We start from the raw sequence: 16,785 nt of genomic DNA on the forward strand, positions 1-16,785 counted from the left end.
AGGCTGATATGAGTTTCTCGCAAAAATTTAAAAAAATGACATACGCTCTTACATCTCGTACCGCGATGCTAATTATAGGTTTCCTAGCTTTATCATTATTGATTTGGTTTGGTGGTCCTTTAATTGCAGTGGCAGATTACGTCCCTTTAGCAAGTATTGCTGCAAGGTTGCTAACAATATTGCTTATATTATTGCTCTTTTCTGTGACGAAAATTTATCGTCTTGTGCAGCAAAATAAAAGAGATGAAAAAATGGCTGATGAGTTAATCGATAGCGATGACTCAGGCGGCAGTGAAGTAAACGAAGAAATCACGACTCTAAAAACAAGAATGAATGAAGCTATCGACTTGTTAAAAGATGTTAAGTTGTTCAAAGGTAAAAATATTTACCAGTTGCCGTGGTACATAATGATCGGCCCTCCTGGCGCGGGTAAAACAACCGTTATTAATAATTCAGGATTGGATTATCCATTAAAAGATAAACTGGGCGTTGATTTAGTTCATGGCATCGGTGGTACACGAAATTGTGATTGGTGGTTTACTAATAAAGCGGTATTGATCGATACCGCCGGTAGGTATACAACTCAAAATAGTCATGCAAAACATGACTCACGAGCATGGGAAGGGTTTTTAGGTCTATTGCGAAAGTATCGTCCACTTAGGCCAATTAATGGTGTGATGATCAGCATGGGTATATCTGAGTTGATGAGTCAGACTAAAACTGAGCGTAACTTGCATGCACGTGCAATAAAGCAACGGCTACAAGAGCTTCAAAATCAGCTTGGGATGACATTTCCTGTCTATGTTATTTTTTCTAAGGTTGATTTAATTGAAGGATTCAGAGAATTTTTTGGCGAATTAACGGAAGAAGAATGTGAACAAGTATGGGGAGTTACCTTTGAGCTTGATCTTGCTAAAGACACCCAGGTAGAAGCGTTTAATAAAGAATTTCATACTTTAATTTCTAAATTAACAGAAATGCTTAATCGCAGATTGATAAATGAAAGAAACGAAGCGATTAGAGCTAAAATATTCGAATTCCCTAGGCAGCTAAGAGTACTTCAAGGTGTCGCTGATGGCTTTTTAAAAGAAATATTTACACCTAATGCATATGAAGAGCTGCCCATGTTTAGGGGCGTTTACTTAACGAGCGCAACTCAAGAAGGAACGCCTTCTAGCTTTTTGAATGATGTTAACTCAGGTAAAACAGATTATATCAATCAATCAAAAAGCTTTTTTATAAAAAATGTTTTAGAAAGCGTGATTTTTCCAGAGCAAAATTTAGCAAGTACAAATAAACATCACGACAAACAAAATAAATGGCTACGCGTTGCTAGTATCTCATTAGCTGTTATTGCGCTATTTGGCTTTTCAATTTCTTGGTACTTTAGTTTTGCATGGAATAGTAATCTAATTGCAGAAACTGAAGAGGCTATTTCGACATATCAAGAGCTTGATTCAGCGTCATTTGATCGAAATAACTTAGTGGTTTTAAATGATAGGTTAAACGCGCTGAGAAATTTACCAGCAAGTGCGCCATTTTTAATGGACTCGGAAGAGTCACCATCATTTGGTTTTAATAAATTAAATGAAATTAAAGCATCTTCTGTTAATGCTTACGATCGTTCTTTACAAACTTATTTAGAACCATTTATCAGCAATACCCTTATAAAAGAAATGGCAGCCCATCCAGAGCACCTTAGTTATTTATATGAGACTTTGAAGTGTTATTTAATGCTATTTCAACCAGAGTATTTTGAAAGTGAAGACATTACAGCATGGTTTGATGCTTACTTAGAAAGAAACCTTCCGGGTGATAAGAGTATTCAAATTAGAGATGAATTAATGGGTCATATTTCAGCTTTGTTGAACAAAGGTATTAATCAAACTGATGTTGATAACCAAGCTGTACGAACTGCACGCGCTGAATTAACTAAGTTGCCTATAGCAGAAAGAGCGTATCAACGTCTGCAAGCTGACTTTCTTAATAGTAGTATTCCGCCGTTTAGATTAACCGATATTGTTAGCTTTGAAAGTGCGCAAAAATTTACGTTTCGTAATAATGGTGAGCTAACTAGAAATATCCCTGGGTTGTACACATTTAATGGATTTCACGGTATTTTTAACGTTGAAAAAAGTAAAATGTTAGGTAATTTAATGGCCAGTAGTTGGGTGTATGGTGAAGAAGCATCAGGCACTTACGATATTTCAAAAGATGAAATAGAAAAGAAATTAGAGCAGCGTTATTTTCAAGACTATATTCATTATTGGCAGTCGTTCTTAGATGACTTAAGTCTTAATCAATATAGCTCACCGGCAGAGGGCGTTAATATTACGGATGTATTAGCGGGTTCAGAAGCGCCAATTAAAAATATTATTACTGCAGTTCAAAAGAATGTTCAGCTGACAAAACTACCGGTATCGGAAAATCAAAAAGTAGCAGGTAAACTGGCTGCTAATGCTGCTGAAATTGCAATGCAAACGAAAGCAAATAGGATCAAGCGATTTTTACCTGACGAAGCGCCTAAGTTCGACATAAAGTTGCCAGGTTACCAAGTCGAAGAAGCATTTGAAGATGTGATAAACATTGATTCTCAACAGCTCGATAATATTCAGAAAAATCTGCGAGAGCTTAATATTTATTTAACCAAGCTCGATCGAGGCGATCAGCTTAAATATTCAATAAAAGATCAAATTAGTGGTAAGAGTAAACCAAGCTTTATACGTCAATTAGAGTTTCAAAGTCGAGATTTACCTTATCCATTTAATAGCTGGTTATTAGATATAAGCAGAGACACTAGTAATATCACCAAAAATAGTGCAAACAGGCACCTGAACGAAATTTGGAAAAGCAAAGTTTTAAGAGAATACAATGCTGCGATTGTGGGAAGGTACCCTTTCTCTCCACAGGCAGATAAAGAAGTAAATATGAAAGACTTTGCTCGCTTTTTTGGACCAAGTGGAACCATTGATAGCTTTTTCAATAGCTATGTTGCGCCTAGCGTTGATATAAGCTCAAGTCCATGGAAGTTTGAAAAAGACATTGGTATTAGCAGTGAAACATTAAAAATGTTTGAACATGCTTATCAAATCCAAACCGCTTTTTTTGATGGTGGAAGTAATACCCCTCGAATAGAATTTGGTTTACGAACATTTAAACTGGATAAAACAGTGTCTAGCCTTATGATAGAAATTGATGGACAGTCAATGACTTACCGACATGGTCCATTAAAAGTAACAAATTTTATTTGGCCTGGAGCATCTGGTCAAAGTAAAACAAGAGTGGTGTTTACGCCTCCAAATGGTGGCCGCTCAATTAACACAACTTATCAGGGTGAATGGTCACTTTATAGAATGCTTGATGAGCTTAGCGAAAAAAGAAGCCAAACTCGTAACGATCTAGAGCTGCACTTTTCAATTATGGGAAATAATGCAAAAGTCGAATTGTTGCCTAAATCAATCAGACATCCATTTTGGAATACAAGCGTAGAGAAGTTTTCATGTCCGACACGATTATAAATATAGGTTATCTTGGTAAAGTGCCCTCTTTAGGCGACTTTGTTCAAGATAACGTTTCTAAGGCATTTTCTGAGCATTGGGAGCAATGGTTACAAGCAGCCATTGCTGTTAGTAAGGAGCAGCTAGGAGAAGCATGGCAGGATAATTACTTGGTAGCGCCTGTCTGGCACTTTGCCTTGAGCCCTAATATAGTTGGCGACAACGGGGTTATGGGAACCATAATACCGAGTATGGATGCGGTTGGAAGGCATTATCCTTTTACTCTATTGAGTGAGACGCAAAGTGACCCTATTGCTATATTAAACTCAGGCGTGTTTTCTTTAGAGTATGAAGATGTGGTTTTAAAAGTATTAGAGGGCTCGGTTGATCTTTTTTCGTGGAGAAAAGAGGTCACCCAAACGCTTAATATAATGACGGCTGAAAAAAAGCAGGTCAGCTATTCTCATTCACCCGATAAAAACAAAGCGGGTGAGGCGTTTGAATTTTCAGGTACTGAGCTGTCAGATAATGTTTTAGAAGATGCAATGCATGCCATATTACATAAGAAACATGGTGATTATAGCGTTTGGTGGACACATGGTTCATTTAACATCAAACCAATGGTGCTTATTACATCTGCACTACCTCCTGTAAATCAAGTTGCAGCCATGTTAGATGGTAGGTGGAAACATTGGGAATGGAATTATACGCAGGTAAAAAATAGTGATTAGTAAATTTTGTACAAGTTATGCCATTACCCACCGAGGTGTTGTTAGGCAACTAAATGAAGATGCCCATGTAGAAATTAATAGTCATAACCTGTGGGTTGTTGCTGATGGCATGGGAGGCCATGAAGCCGGTGAAGTCGCAAGCCAGTTAGTTGTTGATGTTATTAGGACAAAAGTTCAAGAGCTTGAATTAGATGTTTTAAGTATTTCTCATATTGTGGGGGCGATTGAAGAAGCAAATAGACAGCTCAGTGAATACAGTGCTTCTTATCTAGATAATAAAACGGCGGGCAGTACGGTTACTGCGTTATTTTTAAAAGATGGGAACTACCATATTTTATGGGCTGGTGATAGCAGAGCCTACTTATTACGTGATGGTGAGCTTCAGCAGATATCAAGAGATCATAGTCAAGTAAATGACTTGATTGATGAAGGGGTTATTTCTGTTGAAGAAGCGAAAAATCATCCTCTATCTAATGTAATAACACGCGCAGTTGGTGTTATGGAAAATGTAAAAGTGGATGTTATTAAAGATAAAATAAGAACCGGTGATATATTTTTACTTTGTTCTGATGGGCTAACTGGAGAATTATCTGATGACGATATATGCATGTCTTTAGAACCAAATAGTATTATTGATTCGGGTATGGCATTAATGCACTCTTCTTTAGTTCGAGGTGCAAGAGATAATGTGACATGTATTTTAATTAAATATGATGAAACAAAAGATAATCAAGATATTAATGCGATTAATAATATGGATGAGGCGACGATTCCTTTATTTACTAAATAACATATTGATTATTTTAAATAAGATTGTTTTAAATTATTTAAATGATGTTATTTGAAAGTATACTAAAAATTGATTGTTTATATATTGGCAATAATGAATTTTTAAACACAATTGTAACTAAGCTTGTATTTTAATATAAAGAATGTAATATAAAATCCGCTCCGCTTTATTGGAGTTTTATGGATAATTATTAGGACAATGGAATGTTTTTATTAGATGAATATATCTCCCCTATTTCAGACACTGAGATTGCAGGTATTGATCCCCGCTCAGATGTCTCTCCTACGTCTACATATTATGCTTTAAAAGATTTGAGAAATCAGCTCCGAGCGGCTGAAAGAAATGCATTGGTTGATGAGCAAGGTATCTCCTCTTTGTCGCGAGACTGGTTACCTCTCCTTGAGCAATGTAGCAAAGCAATAAAAACCGAAAGCAAAGATATTGAATATTTGGCATGGCTAATTGAAGCAATGTGTCGTATTTACGGCTTTAAAGGCTTGGCGTTTGGCTTTAAAGTTGCTCATAACCTAATTGAAAATCACTTTGACGATTTATACCCTACACTCGACTCAGATGATGAAATTTGGGATAAAGTATCAGCACTAGTGGGGTTAAATGGCTCTGCGGGTGAAGGTACGTTGATCATACCAATAAAGAGTATTTACTTAACTGATAGTGTAAGTATGAATTCTTATTCTTTTTGGGAATATCAACAAGGATATGATGTTTCTCGTTTGAGTGATGATAAAAGAGAGAAAAAAATTACTCAAGGTGCAGTTGACTTCGAATTAATAGAAAAAAGTGCGGCAGAAACCAGTACTGATTTTTTTGTCTCTCTAAAGTTAGATATTGAAGAAGCGATTGAGCAATTTTCCACGCTTAGTGAAGTAATGGACAGAGTGACAGGTCAACCACAGCCGACTTCTAATATAAAACAGGCACTTGAAGTGAGTTTGGCGGCACTAAAACACGTTGCTGCAGATAAGCTTGAAGCGGCAGAACAAGCGCTAGCTGAAAAGAATGCTAGTGAAAATGTTGAGCTAGAAACTGAGAACGATGCGGGAGTCGAAGGCGTAGTTGAAAAAGCGAATAGCAATGAGATTAATTCTAGAGAAAATGCAATAAGTAAACTAAAAGAAATAGCCACATTCTTTAGAAAAACAGAGCCTCACTCGCCGATGTCGTACACGATAGAACAAGTAATTCGATGGAGCGAATTATCGCTACCTGAGTTATTAAATGAACTAATTACAGATAGTGATGCTAGGACTGGGTACTTTAAGTTGTCTGGCATTAAAATCAGCGAAACTGAAACATAAGTAAAAGGAGTTCTCAATGAGTATCCATGATAAATTAAAACGAGTTCGTAAGCCTAGAGTACATATCACTTATGATGTGGAAACTGAAGGCGCAGCGGTTAAAAAAGAATTACCATTTGTTGTTGGTGTGATGGGGGACTTTTCAGGAGATAATGCTGATGCCTTAAAGCCACTTAAAGACAGACGATTTATACAAATAGATCGCGACAACTTTAATGATGTTTTAAAGCGTATGAGTCCTTCTCTGAATTTATTAGTCGACAATACATTAAATGATGAAGGTTCTCAGTTTGAAGTTAAGCTTAACTTTAAATCGATTGATGACTTTGAGCCAGCAGCTGTTGTAAATCAGGTTGAACCATTACGTAAATTAATGGAAACACGTAATAAACTACGCGACCTAATGACTAAAATTGACCGCTCAGAAGAACTTGAAAATGTATTAGAAGAAGTACTTAGTAATACCGCAAGTTTAGACTCTATCGCTAAAGAGCTTAAATTAGAGGAGACTGAAAAATGAGTACAGAGCAACTAAGTACAGAATTAGAGTCAACGACTGAAGTGAGTTCATCTTTACTTGAACAAGCTATTGGTGCAACTAAGCAAACAGATGCGAGTCGCGCAGAAGAGTTACTTAAAACACTGACTGAAGAAGCCTTGAAAGGGACAGTCCAGTGGAATAAAAACATGACTGTGACGTTTAATGAAGCAATTCAATTAATCGATCAAAAAATATCAAAGCAGCTAAGTGTTGTTATGCACAGTGATGAATTTCAAAAGCTTGAAGGTTCATGGCGTGGATTACATCACCTAGTGATGAACTCAGAAACAAGTGGCACACTTAAAATTCGTGTTTTAAATATGAAGAAAAAAGAACTTCATAAAGATTTAAGTAAAGCGGTTGAATTTGATCAAAGCCAGACGTTTAAGAAAATATACGAAGCTGAATTTGGCACACCAGGTGGTGAACCTTACGGCACAATCGTTGGCGATTTCGAATTTACTAATCATCCTGAAGATGTTGAAGCACTTAGTTTAATGTCTAATGTTGCAGCTGCAGGCTTCTGTCCATTTATTGCGGCATCGTCGCCATCATTATTTGGTTTCGATAACTGGGAAGAATTGACAAAACCTCGCGATTTAGAAAAAGTCTTTGAATCATTAGAGTATACAAAATGGCGCTCATTTAGAGACAGTGACGATTCACGTTTTGTATCTTTAACAATGCCTCGTTTCTTATCTCGCCTGCCGTACGGTGCTGCTTCGAAGCCAGTGGAAGAGTTTAACTACGAAGAGTTTGAAGTTGAGCCTAAAGATGGTCGTTCGGTCAGTACTGAAAATAAAGACTATTGCTGGAGCAACGCAGCGTACGCTATGGCAACAAATATGACAAAAGCTTTTGCTCAATACGGCTTTTGTACTGCTATTCGTGGTGCTGAAGGTGGCGGTAAAGTAGAAGGCCTACCAACACATATTTTCACTAGTGATGACGGCGACCCAGATCTAAAATGTCCGACTGAAATTGGTATAACAGATCGTCGCGAAGCAGAGCTAAGCAAATTAGGGTTTTTACCACTTTGTCATTATAAAAATACTGATTATGCTGTGTTTTTTGGTGGTCAAAGTTGTCAAAAACCACAAATTTACTCTACACCAGATGCGACTGCTAATGCTGCAATTTCAGCTCGATTACCATACTTAATGGCGACGTCTCGTTTTGCGCATTACTTAAAAGTGATGGCTCGTGACAAAATTGGTAGCTTTATGGAAGCAGAAGACGTTGAATCTTGGTTAAATCGTTGGATACTATCTTACGTTAATGCGACAGAGGGCGGTGGTCAAGATATTAGAGCACGTTACCCTTTAGCTGATGCAAAAGTATCGGTTAAAGAAATTCCAGGTCAACCTGGTGCTTACAATGCTGTTGCCTGGTTAAAACCTTGGTTACAAATGGAAGAGCTTACTTCTTCTTTACGCCTTGTAGCTAAAATTCCTGAGATTGGTTAACTAACCTCTCTCTAGCGTTAAGGATAATGCATTAGAATGAATCACGAAGAGTTTTCATTTATAAATCAAGACTTCACTTTTCAACAAAAGTCGCAGTCTCGAATAAGTGATAATGAAGCTTTGCTTGATAGGTTTTTAAACGAAAAAAACCTAGATAAAGCATTATTATTATGGCTTGAAGGCTCTTCTGATTCACCTATTTCATGGAATAAGGAGTCTTTAGGTCCCTATCTACAACGTATTATAGTTGAGCTTGATCAGCTGATATCTAAACAACTAAATATAATTATTCATGACAAACGCTTTCAAAAATTAGAAGCTAGCTGGCGTAATATGTGGTGGCTTTTATTGCAGAGCGAGCAATACGATAAAGAAAATAAAGTAAAAGTAAAAGTATTAAACTGTAATTGGATGACCTTATCTAAGGATGTAAATAAAGCGATTGATTTTGATCAAAGCATGTTTTTCCAATTATTATATCAAAGCGAGTTTGATAGTGCCGGGGGAGAACCTTTTGGGGTTGTTATTGGCGATTACGAAATAACAAATACCTTTTCTGAAGGAACGACTTACAACGATATTGATACAATAAAAGAGATATCAAGAACGGCGGCTGCCGCTTTTTCTCCTTTCATCTGTTCCGCTTCACCCAATTTATTTGGCGCTGATAGTTTTTCTGACTTAGGTTATTACTCCGATCTTTTTAATCATTTTGAACAGCCTGAATATGCAAAGTGGCAGAGCTTTAGAAAGATGGAAGAGTCGCGATTTATCGGCTTTACATTACCGCATGTCCTCGTTAGGCCACCTTATAGTAATGACGGCAAACGCCATCAAGATTTTTATTTTAAAGAGCAAATTGTTGACCCTGAAACAGATATGCTTTGGGGAAATGCTTCTTTCCAGTTCGTATCAACAATAATAAGAGCTTACTGTGAGAGTGGCTGGTTTGGTCATATTCGTGGCATTGAACCAGGGAAAGTTTCAAAAGGGTTAGTGACAGGGCTAGCACGAGACAATTTTGCTAATGATACATATCAAAAAGAGGCTAAACCGCCTTTGAATTTATTGGTAACAAGTAAGTTTGAGAAACAGTTTTCTGAGCTTGGTTTTATTCCTGCTTCATCGGTTACAAATACAGAACACATTGTTTTTTATAGTAATGCGTCTGTTCAAAAAGCAAAAAATTATGACTCAAGTGCTGCAAATATAAATGCGCGTTTATCTTCAATGCTGCAGTATATATTGTGTGTTTCTCGTTTTGCGCACTATTTAAAATTATTAGCACGTGATCGCGTAGGCTCATACAGTACTGCGCAAGCATGTGAAAGAGATTTACAGGCTTGGGTAAATAACTATACCACAGCATCAGATTCAGCTTCTGAGCAAATCAGAAGCAAATACCCATTAAGTAATGCAAAGATAAAAGTTAGTGAAAATAAGGCTAATCCAGGGCATTACTTTTCTGTTTTGCAGTTACAACCACACTTTCAATTAGATCAAATGGTTTCTAGCATTAAATTAATAACTGAGCTTAGTCCTCACCATAAAATAAAGGAATAGTAATGAAAAAAATACATAGCTTAATTCGTGAGGGGAAACTCACTGATGCATTGTCATGCTGCGCAACTGAGTTGCAAGATGAACCTTTAAACTTTGATATTAGAAGTATTTACGCAGAGCTACTTTGTATTAATGGTGAACTTGAAAAAGCAGATAAACAATTAGATTTTATGGTTCAAAAGAACCCAGAATTTGCCGTTGGTGCGGTCAACCTTCGTCACTTAATTCGTGCCCAGCAGTCGAGAGTTGATTTTTATCAAGGCAATGGAATTCCTAAACTGTTTCATGATGCAGATGAACTCGACACTTTATTTTTAAAAATGCATGTTGCTTTACTCGAAAATGAAGTTAATGAAGCCGCTGAGTTAGCCCTAAAAATGGAAGCGCTTAGAGCTACAATATCACAAGATGATTCAACTGGAATTCGAGATCTTGATGATACCTTGGGCCCATATTTAGAAGTGTTAGGTACAAATGGCGAGTTTTATTTAGCCAATTTTAATGAAATAGAAACATTAAGAGTACAGCCTAACGAATCACTACTTGAAAGTATTTGGTTACGAGTGGAAATAACAATTAAAGATGGCCCATCAGGTACAGCTCATTTACCGCTTGTTTATGCAAATTCAAACAGCGACATTGAAAAGTTAGGGCAAGTGTCTGATTGGGAAGAACTTAAAGACGAGTTTATTATCGGTAAAGGAATGAAAATGCTATTTGTTAATGATGAGGCAATCACTATTCCTAACTTAAAAATAAACGCACTCGAAACAGCCTAATTTATATTTGAATAATCATGATTGAACATAAGCAACAGCTTCAAGCATCAATTATCGATAAACTTATCGATGATGAGCCCGACTTTCAAGATGCACCTTCTCGCACCGAAGGGATAACGATTAGTGAACTCAGAAAAAATGTGCGAAGAGACATAGAAGCGTTGCTTAATGCGCGAATTCAATGGCATACATGGCCATCACAATATGATGAATTAACAACATCTTGCTTATCATATGGGCTTCCTGACTTTTCGAGTATGTCAGTAAGCTCTCATGAAGGACGAACATTATTGTGTGAGACGGTCAGAGATACGATTTTAAAATTTGAACCACGATTTCTTGAGGTTGAGGTGTTTACTGATGAAGAAGTGCCAATTAATAGAGTACTCAATTTGCGAATAAATGCGCTTTTGTATGCTGATCCCGAGCCTGAATTCATTAGTTTTGATTCTGAAGTTGAGCCAGTTAACTTAGGCATGAAAATTATTGAGGCATCTTTATGAACGATGAATTATTAAAGTATTATAATCGTGAATTAGCATTTGTGCGCCATTTAGGTAAAGACTTTGCTGATAAATATCCTAAGGTTGCGGGGCGATTAAAGCTTAGTGAAGATCATATTGAAGACCCTCATGTATCGAGACTAATAGAATCCTTTGCTTTTTTAACCGCCAATATTAGACAAAAGTTAGACGATAGTTTCCCTGAACTAACGGATGCCTTACTGGGTCAGATGCTGCCAGATTATCAAGCACCAATACCCTCAATGTCGATAGTTAAGTTAGAAGCCGAAAACCTATCTACCACGGGTATTGTGATACCTAGAGCGAGTGAAGTAGAAACAAATGTTGAATCTATGAAGCAATGTAAGTTTCAAACCTGCTATGAAACTTACTTATGGCCTGTAGAAATAACAAGCGCTCAGTTTGACAACAGCCCATTTGTTGCGCCTAAACCGAGGTGGCATGAAAAAGCAAAATCAATATTTAAACTTGAGTTAACTGGTGAATACAAAGGTGTGTCGCTGGCAGAAACAGGACTTGAGAAACTACGTATATTCATCAATGGTCAATGGCACCATACGTTAAAAGTGTATGAATTACTTTTTAAGCATTGTATTGGAGTTGCGATTGATAATGGCGAAGAAGGGATTAAGTACGTATCAAAAGATCAACTTAAAGCTGTTGGTTTCGACGCAAACGAAGCCGTTGTTCCTTATTCACAGCGCTCTTCTTCCGGTTATCGTTTATTAGTTGAAAATTTTACTTTCCCAGAGAAGTTTAGATTTTTTGAGTTACAAGGAATTAAGTCGTCACTGCCTAAAAAGTCTAATCAATGTACTTTGTATTTTTACTTAGATACAGAATCAGCTGAACTTGAAAAACAAGTTGATAAAAATATGTTTTTACTTGGTTGTACGCCAATTATTAATCTATTTGAGCAAGAGCTAGAGCCAATACGACCAGAAATAAGTGAATACGAGTATAAATTAACACCCCGCTATATGGACTCAGAAATATCTGAGGTGATTGGCCTTTGTGAAGTAATTGCTTTTGATCATAAAGGGAATAAGCAGATTGTATCCCCTTTTTACGGACAAACGCACCCTAAATACCAGGGGCATGAAGACTTGTTCTGGCACATACGAAGAGAAACTGCATCTTGGGCCGGTGGTTATGTTGAATCAGGAACTGAGACATTTTTATCACTTGTAGATGCGACGTTTGAAAACAGTGCAATGGAATACGGTGAGGGAAATACAGTATTAACTGTTCGTGCAAATTGCAGTAACCGAAATTTACCTGCAAGTATGCCTTTTGGCGATGATGAGCTTGGGCTACTTATGCCTGAACGTGGTGATGTAATTAAAAAAATCCGCTGTTTAATTCCTTTTACGCATGCAGTTAGGCCAATTTTAGCTGACGCAACAAGGTGGCAATTAGTTAATCATTTAACACTAGATGCTTTTAGTGGTGATGATGCATGTGTCAAATTAAAAGAAGTCCTTCGTCTTTATGATTTTAGAGCTTCACCGCAGACAAAAGGCATGATTGACAATATCTACAGAGTATTAGTTACCTCTTCAACTGCACGAGTAGTACAAAGTGGTAGGGTGAGTTTTGCAACGGGGAGTGATATTGAAATTACCTTTGCTAATGATGACTTTTCTGGCAGCGGCATGTTTTTCTTTGCCTCTATTTTAGACCATTTTTTTGCACAATTTGCTGCAATTAACAGCTTTACGCGTGTTAGCCTCAGATTAAAAGAGCAAGAACAAATATATTATCAGTGGCCAGCTAGAGTGGGTGATAGTCCTCTTTTATGATTAAGCATATTATTTCTCAAGCATCGCAAATAGACTTTTATAAAGCCGTTTTCATAATAGAAAACCAGCTTAAAAAGGATGGCTTAGAGCACCGTCACGTAGGCTACGATAGTAACCCAAAGCACGAGCTTATTAAATTTACGGCAACTCAAAAGTTTGGTTACCCAGGTAACGCGATTACAAAATTAGAGGAAACAAGTTTTGAAGATGGCCTCCATAAAGTAAATATGCAGGTATCTTTTATGGGCTTAACAGGTTGCTCAGGTGCGCTACCACAATTTTACAGTGAATTGGTTATGCAACGCCTGAGATATAAAGACACCACTATGCGTGATTTTTACGACATGTTTAATCATCGCCTAATTTCTCTGTATTACAGAGCTTGGAAAAAATATAAACCATCACTGAATCATATAAATAAAGATAAGAATAAAGACCCATACACACAAATTTTAGGTTTGTTAAGTGGAGGTTACAACGAACATCAACTTCATTTTTCTGGTTTATATAGCCGAAAGATAAGAAATGCATCGGATCTAAAAAGCATTCTTACTTCTTATTTAGGGTGTGATGTTGCGATTAAACAAATGATTGGCCAGTGGCATGATCTTAAGCCTCAAGAACAAACACGCCTAGCTAGTCAGGCACTCTTTGAAGGGCAACATGCACGCTTAGGTGTTGACACTGTGATTGGTAAGCAAATATGGGATGTTTCATCAAGCATTGAAATTCATATTTCTTCAGATGACCCCTCGAAAGCTAAATCGTTATTACCTAAAGGGTCTTTGTTTGAGCTTAGCAATAAAATTATAAAAGATTATGTCGGAAATTCAGTTCAATTTCGGTTAATTATTGAATCTGATTTTCATGAGTTAGAGGCGGTATCGCTTTCTAAAAATAATTGTCAACTAGGCGCTAATAGTTTTTTAGGCGCCGGTAAAAACACATTTAAAAATAAACCTACTAAGTTATCGTTTAAAGGATAATTAAAATTAAAAGGAATAGTGTATGTCTTCGATGACACTGAATAAGCTCGTTGAAAAATTGAGTCCCGACTGTAGAAAGAGCCTAGAAGCTGCTGTTGCAATTTGTAATAGCCGTAGTCATTTTACTGTTGAATTAGAGCATTGGTTACTTGCTATGATTGAACAAAAATTAGATGACGTTAGGCTTATATTTGGCTCATTCGATATTGATATTGATAGAGTTCAACAAGACTTAAATCAGTCGCTTGAATCATTAAAAACAGGTAGTGAGTCTTCACCTAGTTTATCCGTTCATGTGACTAGCTTATTAAAGCAATCGTGGTTAAGCACAAGTATAGAATTTACAGATAACCAAATTCGCAGTGCTTATGTTCTTTATACACTCACTAAAGACGATACACTTTCGAGCTTAGTGACTCGTTGCAGTAAGTTATTTAATAAAATTGAACCTGGGCAACTCTTGCATGCCTGGCCAGAAATAGTTGCCCAATCAGAAGAGCGAAACCATTCGGTACAAAGTGCAACTGCACAAACAAACTTAAGTTCTAAAACCCCTAGCCTTGACCAGTTTACTGTTGATTTAACGGCGCAAGCACTGGAAGGAAAAATTGATCCTATTTTAGGAAGAGATTTTGAAATTCGTCAAATGGTCGATATTTTAACAAGGCGTAGACAGAATAACCCTATTCTTACCGGTGAGGCCGGTGTTGGTAAAACGGCTGTTGTAGAGGGACTTGCACTTAGAATCGCACAAAAAGATGTACCCGCAGTGTTACAGAATGTGAAAATTCATAGCTTAGACTTAGCTTTGCTTCAAGCTGGGGCTGGTATGAAAGGTGAATTTGAAAATCGCTTAAAATCTTTAATTAATGAAGTGAAAAATGCGATTAATCCAGTAATTCTTTTTATTGATGAAGCGCACACTATGATAGGGAGTGGTGGTACCGCTGGTCAAAATGATGCTGCAAATTTATTAAAACCAGCACTCGCTCGAGGTGAATTACGTACAATCGCTGCGACAACATGGGCTGAGTATAAAAAGTTTTTTGAAAAAGATGCCGCATTAACTCGTCGTTTTCAGGTTGTTAAAGTTGAAGAGCCAACACCAGAAAAAGCAGTGGCTATGTTACGCGGATTAGTGCCTGTAATGGAACGCCATCACAAAGTATTTATTTCTGAGCAAGCATTAGAGAGCGCTGTTCACTTATCTCATCGCTATATAACAGCAAGACAATTGCCAGATAAAGCGGTTGCATTGCTCGACACTGCTTGTGCGCGTGTTGCCATGAGCCAAGCATCGACCCCCAGTAATATAGAGCAACTTGTCAATAGATTAAGTGAGATTGAAACGCAAGTACAGATGCTAAACCGCGAACAAAAAACGGGGTTAGATCATTCAGAACAATTAGATACGCTAAAAGCTGAGTTAGTTGATATTGAAAAGCAACTTGAGCCATTAAATGAGCAATTTAAATTAGAAAAAGAGATTGTTACAGATCTCAACAAAGCACTCGAATCAATAAACTCCGAAGAGGATGAATCTTCAGCACAGATGCTTGAAAGGTTAAAAGAAAGTAAACATAAACTTGCCTCATACGAGCATAACATGGTGCATTGGCAAGTGGATGAAGAGTTGATTGCACAGGTTATCTCTGATTGGACGGGAATACCCGTAGGGAAAATGCATGAAGATGAAATTCATGGCATTTTAAACCTAGCAAGCCAAATGAAAGAGCGTGTAGTAGGACAAGATCATGCACTTGATTTAATCGCTAAGGTTGTACAAACGTCTCGTGCTCAACTAGCCGATGAAAGTCGACCAAATGGTATTTTCATGCTCGCTGGCCCTAGTGGTGTTGGTAAAACAGAAACAGCCTTATCACTTGCCCAAGAAGTGTATGGCAGCGAAGAAAATGTCACCATTATTAATATGTCTGAATTTAAAGAAGAGCATAAGGTGTCTTTATTGCTCGGCTCACCTCCTGGTTATGTCGGATATGGCGAAGGCGGTATTTTAACCGAAGCAGTAAGAAGGAAGCCCTACAGTGTTGTGCTGTTAGATGAAATGGAAAAAGCGCACCCAGGTGTTCAAGATATTTTTTATCAAGTATTTGATAAAGGTACAATTAAAGATGGTGAAGGGCGTGACATCGATTTTAAAAATACAATTATTATTATGACTTCAAATGTGGGCACAGATACCACAATGAGCTTATTTGAAGATGAAGAGAGTAAACCAAGTATAAAAGGTTTATTAAAAGCATTACAAGACGATTTATTAGGTTCATTTAAACCTGCATTTTTAGGACGGATTAACGTAATTCCTTATATTCCATTGAATGATAATATACTGACTGAAATCGCAGGGATTCAAATAGATAAAATAATTAAAAGAGTTAAAAAGAATTATGACGCAAAACTCACTTATAAAAGTGATGTTGTTGAGTATATTATTGCTAATTGTCAAAATGCAGGGTCGGGTGCAAGGAATATACATACGATTTTGCAAAATAAAGTATTACCTTTATTATCTGAAGTTTTATTATCTAGCATGGTAGATGGCAACAAAGTTAGTAGTATATTGTTGTTAATTAAAGATAATGAATTTGAAATTGGATTAAATTAAATTTATTTTTAATATAACTGATTAATAAGGTTGTTTCTTTAGTTTTAGGGCATTATAATTTTGGTGTCTTAGGTAACTACATGGAATTTTTGAGACATTGTCTTCATCTAGGGAAAGGAATTCTGAAGACCTTTTCATTGCTGTTATAAAGATAATGATTT

General features: G+C 36.9%; 12 protein-coding genes. All 12 read left to right on the plus strand.

The annotated features are described in order from the left end of the window. The first annotated feature begins 8 nt into the window (after positions 1-8). The 12 genes from tssM to tssH all read left to right on the plus strand — a co-directional run bounded on the left by tssM (position 9) and on the right by tssH (position 16,624). Positions 9-3,518, plus strand: coding sequence for a type VI secretion system membrane subunit TssM (gene tssM / locus NRL14_RS14185; RefSeq protein ID WP_306724945.1), 3,510 nt, complete (start codon positions 9-11; stop codon positions 3,516-3,518). Next, a complete protein-coding gene (gene tagF / locus NRL14_RS14190) occupies positions 3,500-4,228 on the plus strand; it encodes a type VI secretion system-associated protein TagF (protein ID WP_007377097.1) in 729 nt (242 codons plus the stop codon). The genes tssM and tagF overlap by 19 nt, the downstream gene beginning before the upstream one ends. Beyond that, complete coding sequence (locus NRL14_RS14195; protein ID WP_007377096.1) at positions 4,221-5,018, plus strand: PP2C family serine/threonine-protein phosphatase; 798 nt, start codon at positions 4,221-4,223, stop codon at positions 5,016-5,018. The genes tagF and NRL14_RS14195 overlap by 8 nt, the downstream gene beginning before the upstream one ends. Before the next feature lie 203 nt (positions 5,019-5,221). Beyond that, positions 5,222-6,337, plus strand: coding sequence for a type VI secretion system protein TssA (gene tssA / locus NRL14_RS14200; RefSeq protein WP_007377095.1), 1,116 nt, complete (start codon positions 5,222-5,224; stop codon positions 6,335-6,337). Between the two features lie 16 nt (positions 6,338-6,353). Next, positions 6,354-6,857: a type VI secretion system contractile sheath small subunit gene (gene tssB / locus NRL14_RS14205; RefSeq protein WP_007377094.1), complete on the plus strand. Its 504-nt coding sequence runs from the start codon at positions 6,354-6,356 to the stop codon at positions 6,855-6,857. Continuing rightward, positions 6,854-8,344: a type VI secretion system contractile sheath large subunit gene (gene tssC, locus NRL14_RS14210; RefSeq protein ID WP_007377093.1), complete on the plus strand. Its 1,491-nt coding sequence runs from the start codon at positions 6,854-6,856 to the stop codon at positions 8,342-8,344. Before tssB ends, tssC (NRL14_RS14210) begins: the two co-directional genes overlap by 4 nt. 36 nt (positions 8,345-8,380) lie before the next feature. Further along, entirely contained in the window at positions 8,381-9,907 is a 1,527-nt protein-coding gene (gene tssC, locus NRL14_RS14215) for a type VI secretion system contractile sheath large subunit (protein ID WP_007377092.1), read from the plus strand. Positions 9,908-9,909: 2 nt separating this feature from the next. Next, positions 9,910-10,686, plus strand: a complete 777-nt coding sequence (locus NRL14_RS14220; protein WP_007377091.1) for a type VI secretion system accessory protein TagJ — start codon at positions 9,910-9,912, stop codon at positions 10,684-10,686. A 17-nt stretch (positions 10,687-10,703) separates the two neighbouring features. After that, the gene (tssE, locus tag NRL14_RS14225) at positions 10,704-11,189 is read left to right on the plus strand and encodes a type VI secretion system baseplate subunit TssE (RefSeq protein WP_007377090.1); all 486 of its coding nucleotides are present in this window, start codon (positions 10,704-10,706) and stop codon (positions 11,187-11,189) included. Further along, positions 11,186-13,012 carry a type VI secretion system baseplate subunit TssF gene (gene tssF / locus NRL14_RS14230; RefSeq protein WP_033028452.1) on the plus strand — a complete coding sequence of 609 codons (1,827 nt, stop codon included), beginning with the start codon at positions 11,186-11,188 and terminating at the stop codon, positions 13,010-13,012. Before tssE ends, tssF begins: the two co-directional genes overlap by 4 nt. Then, positions 13,009-13,998, plus strand: a complete 990-nt coding sequence (gene tssG, locus NRL14_RS14235; protein ID WP_033028453.1) for a type VI secretion system baseplate subunit TssG — start codon at positions 13,009-13,011, stop codon at positions 13,996-13,998. The genes tssF and tssG overlap by 4 nt, the downstream gene beginning before the upstream one ends. A 22-nt stretch (positions 13,999-14,020) precedes the next feature. Next, positions 14,021-16,624 (plus strand): type VI secretion system ATPase TssH, encoded by a 2,604-nt coding sequence (gene tssH / locus NRL14_RS14240; RefSeq protein WP_306724946.1) that lies wholly within the window; start codon positions 14,021-14,023, stop codon positions 16,622-16,624. Positions 16,625-16,785 lie beyond the last annotated feature (161 nt).

Origin of the sequence: Pseudoalteromonas sp. 20-92 (assembly GCF_030847595.1) — a bacterium.
Taxonomy (GTDB): Bacteria; Pseudomonadota; Gammaproteobacteria; order Enterobacterales; family Alteromonadaceae; genus Pseudoalteromonas; species Pseudoalteromonas fuliginea.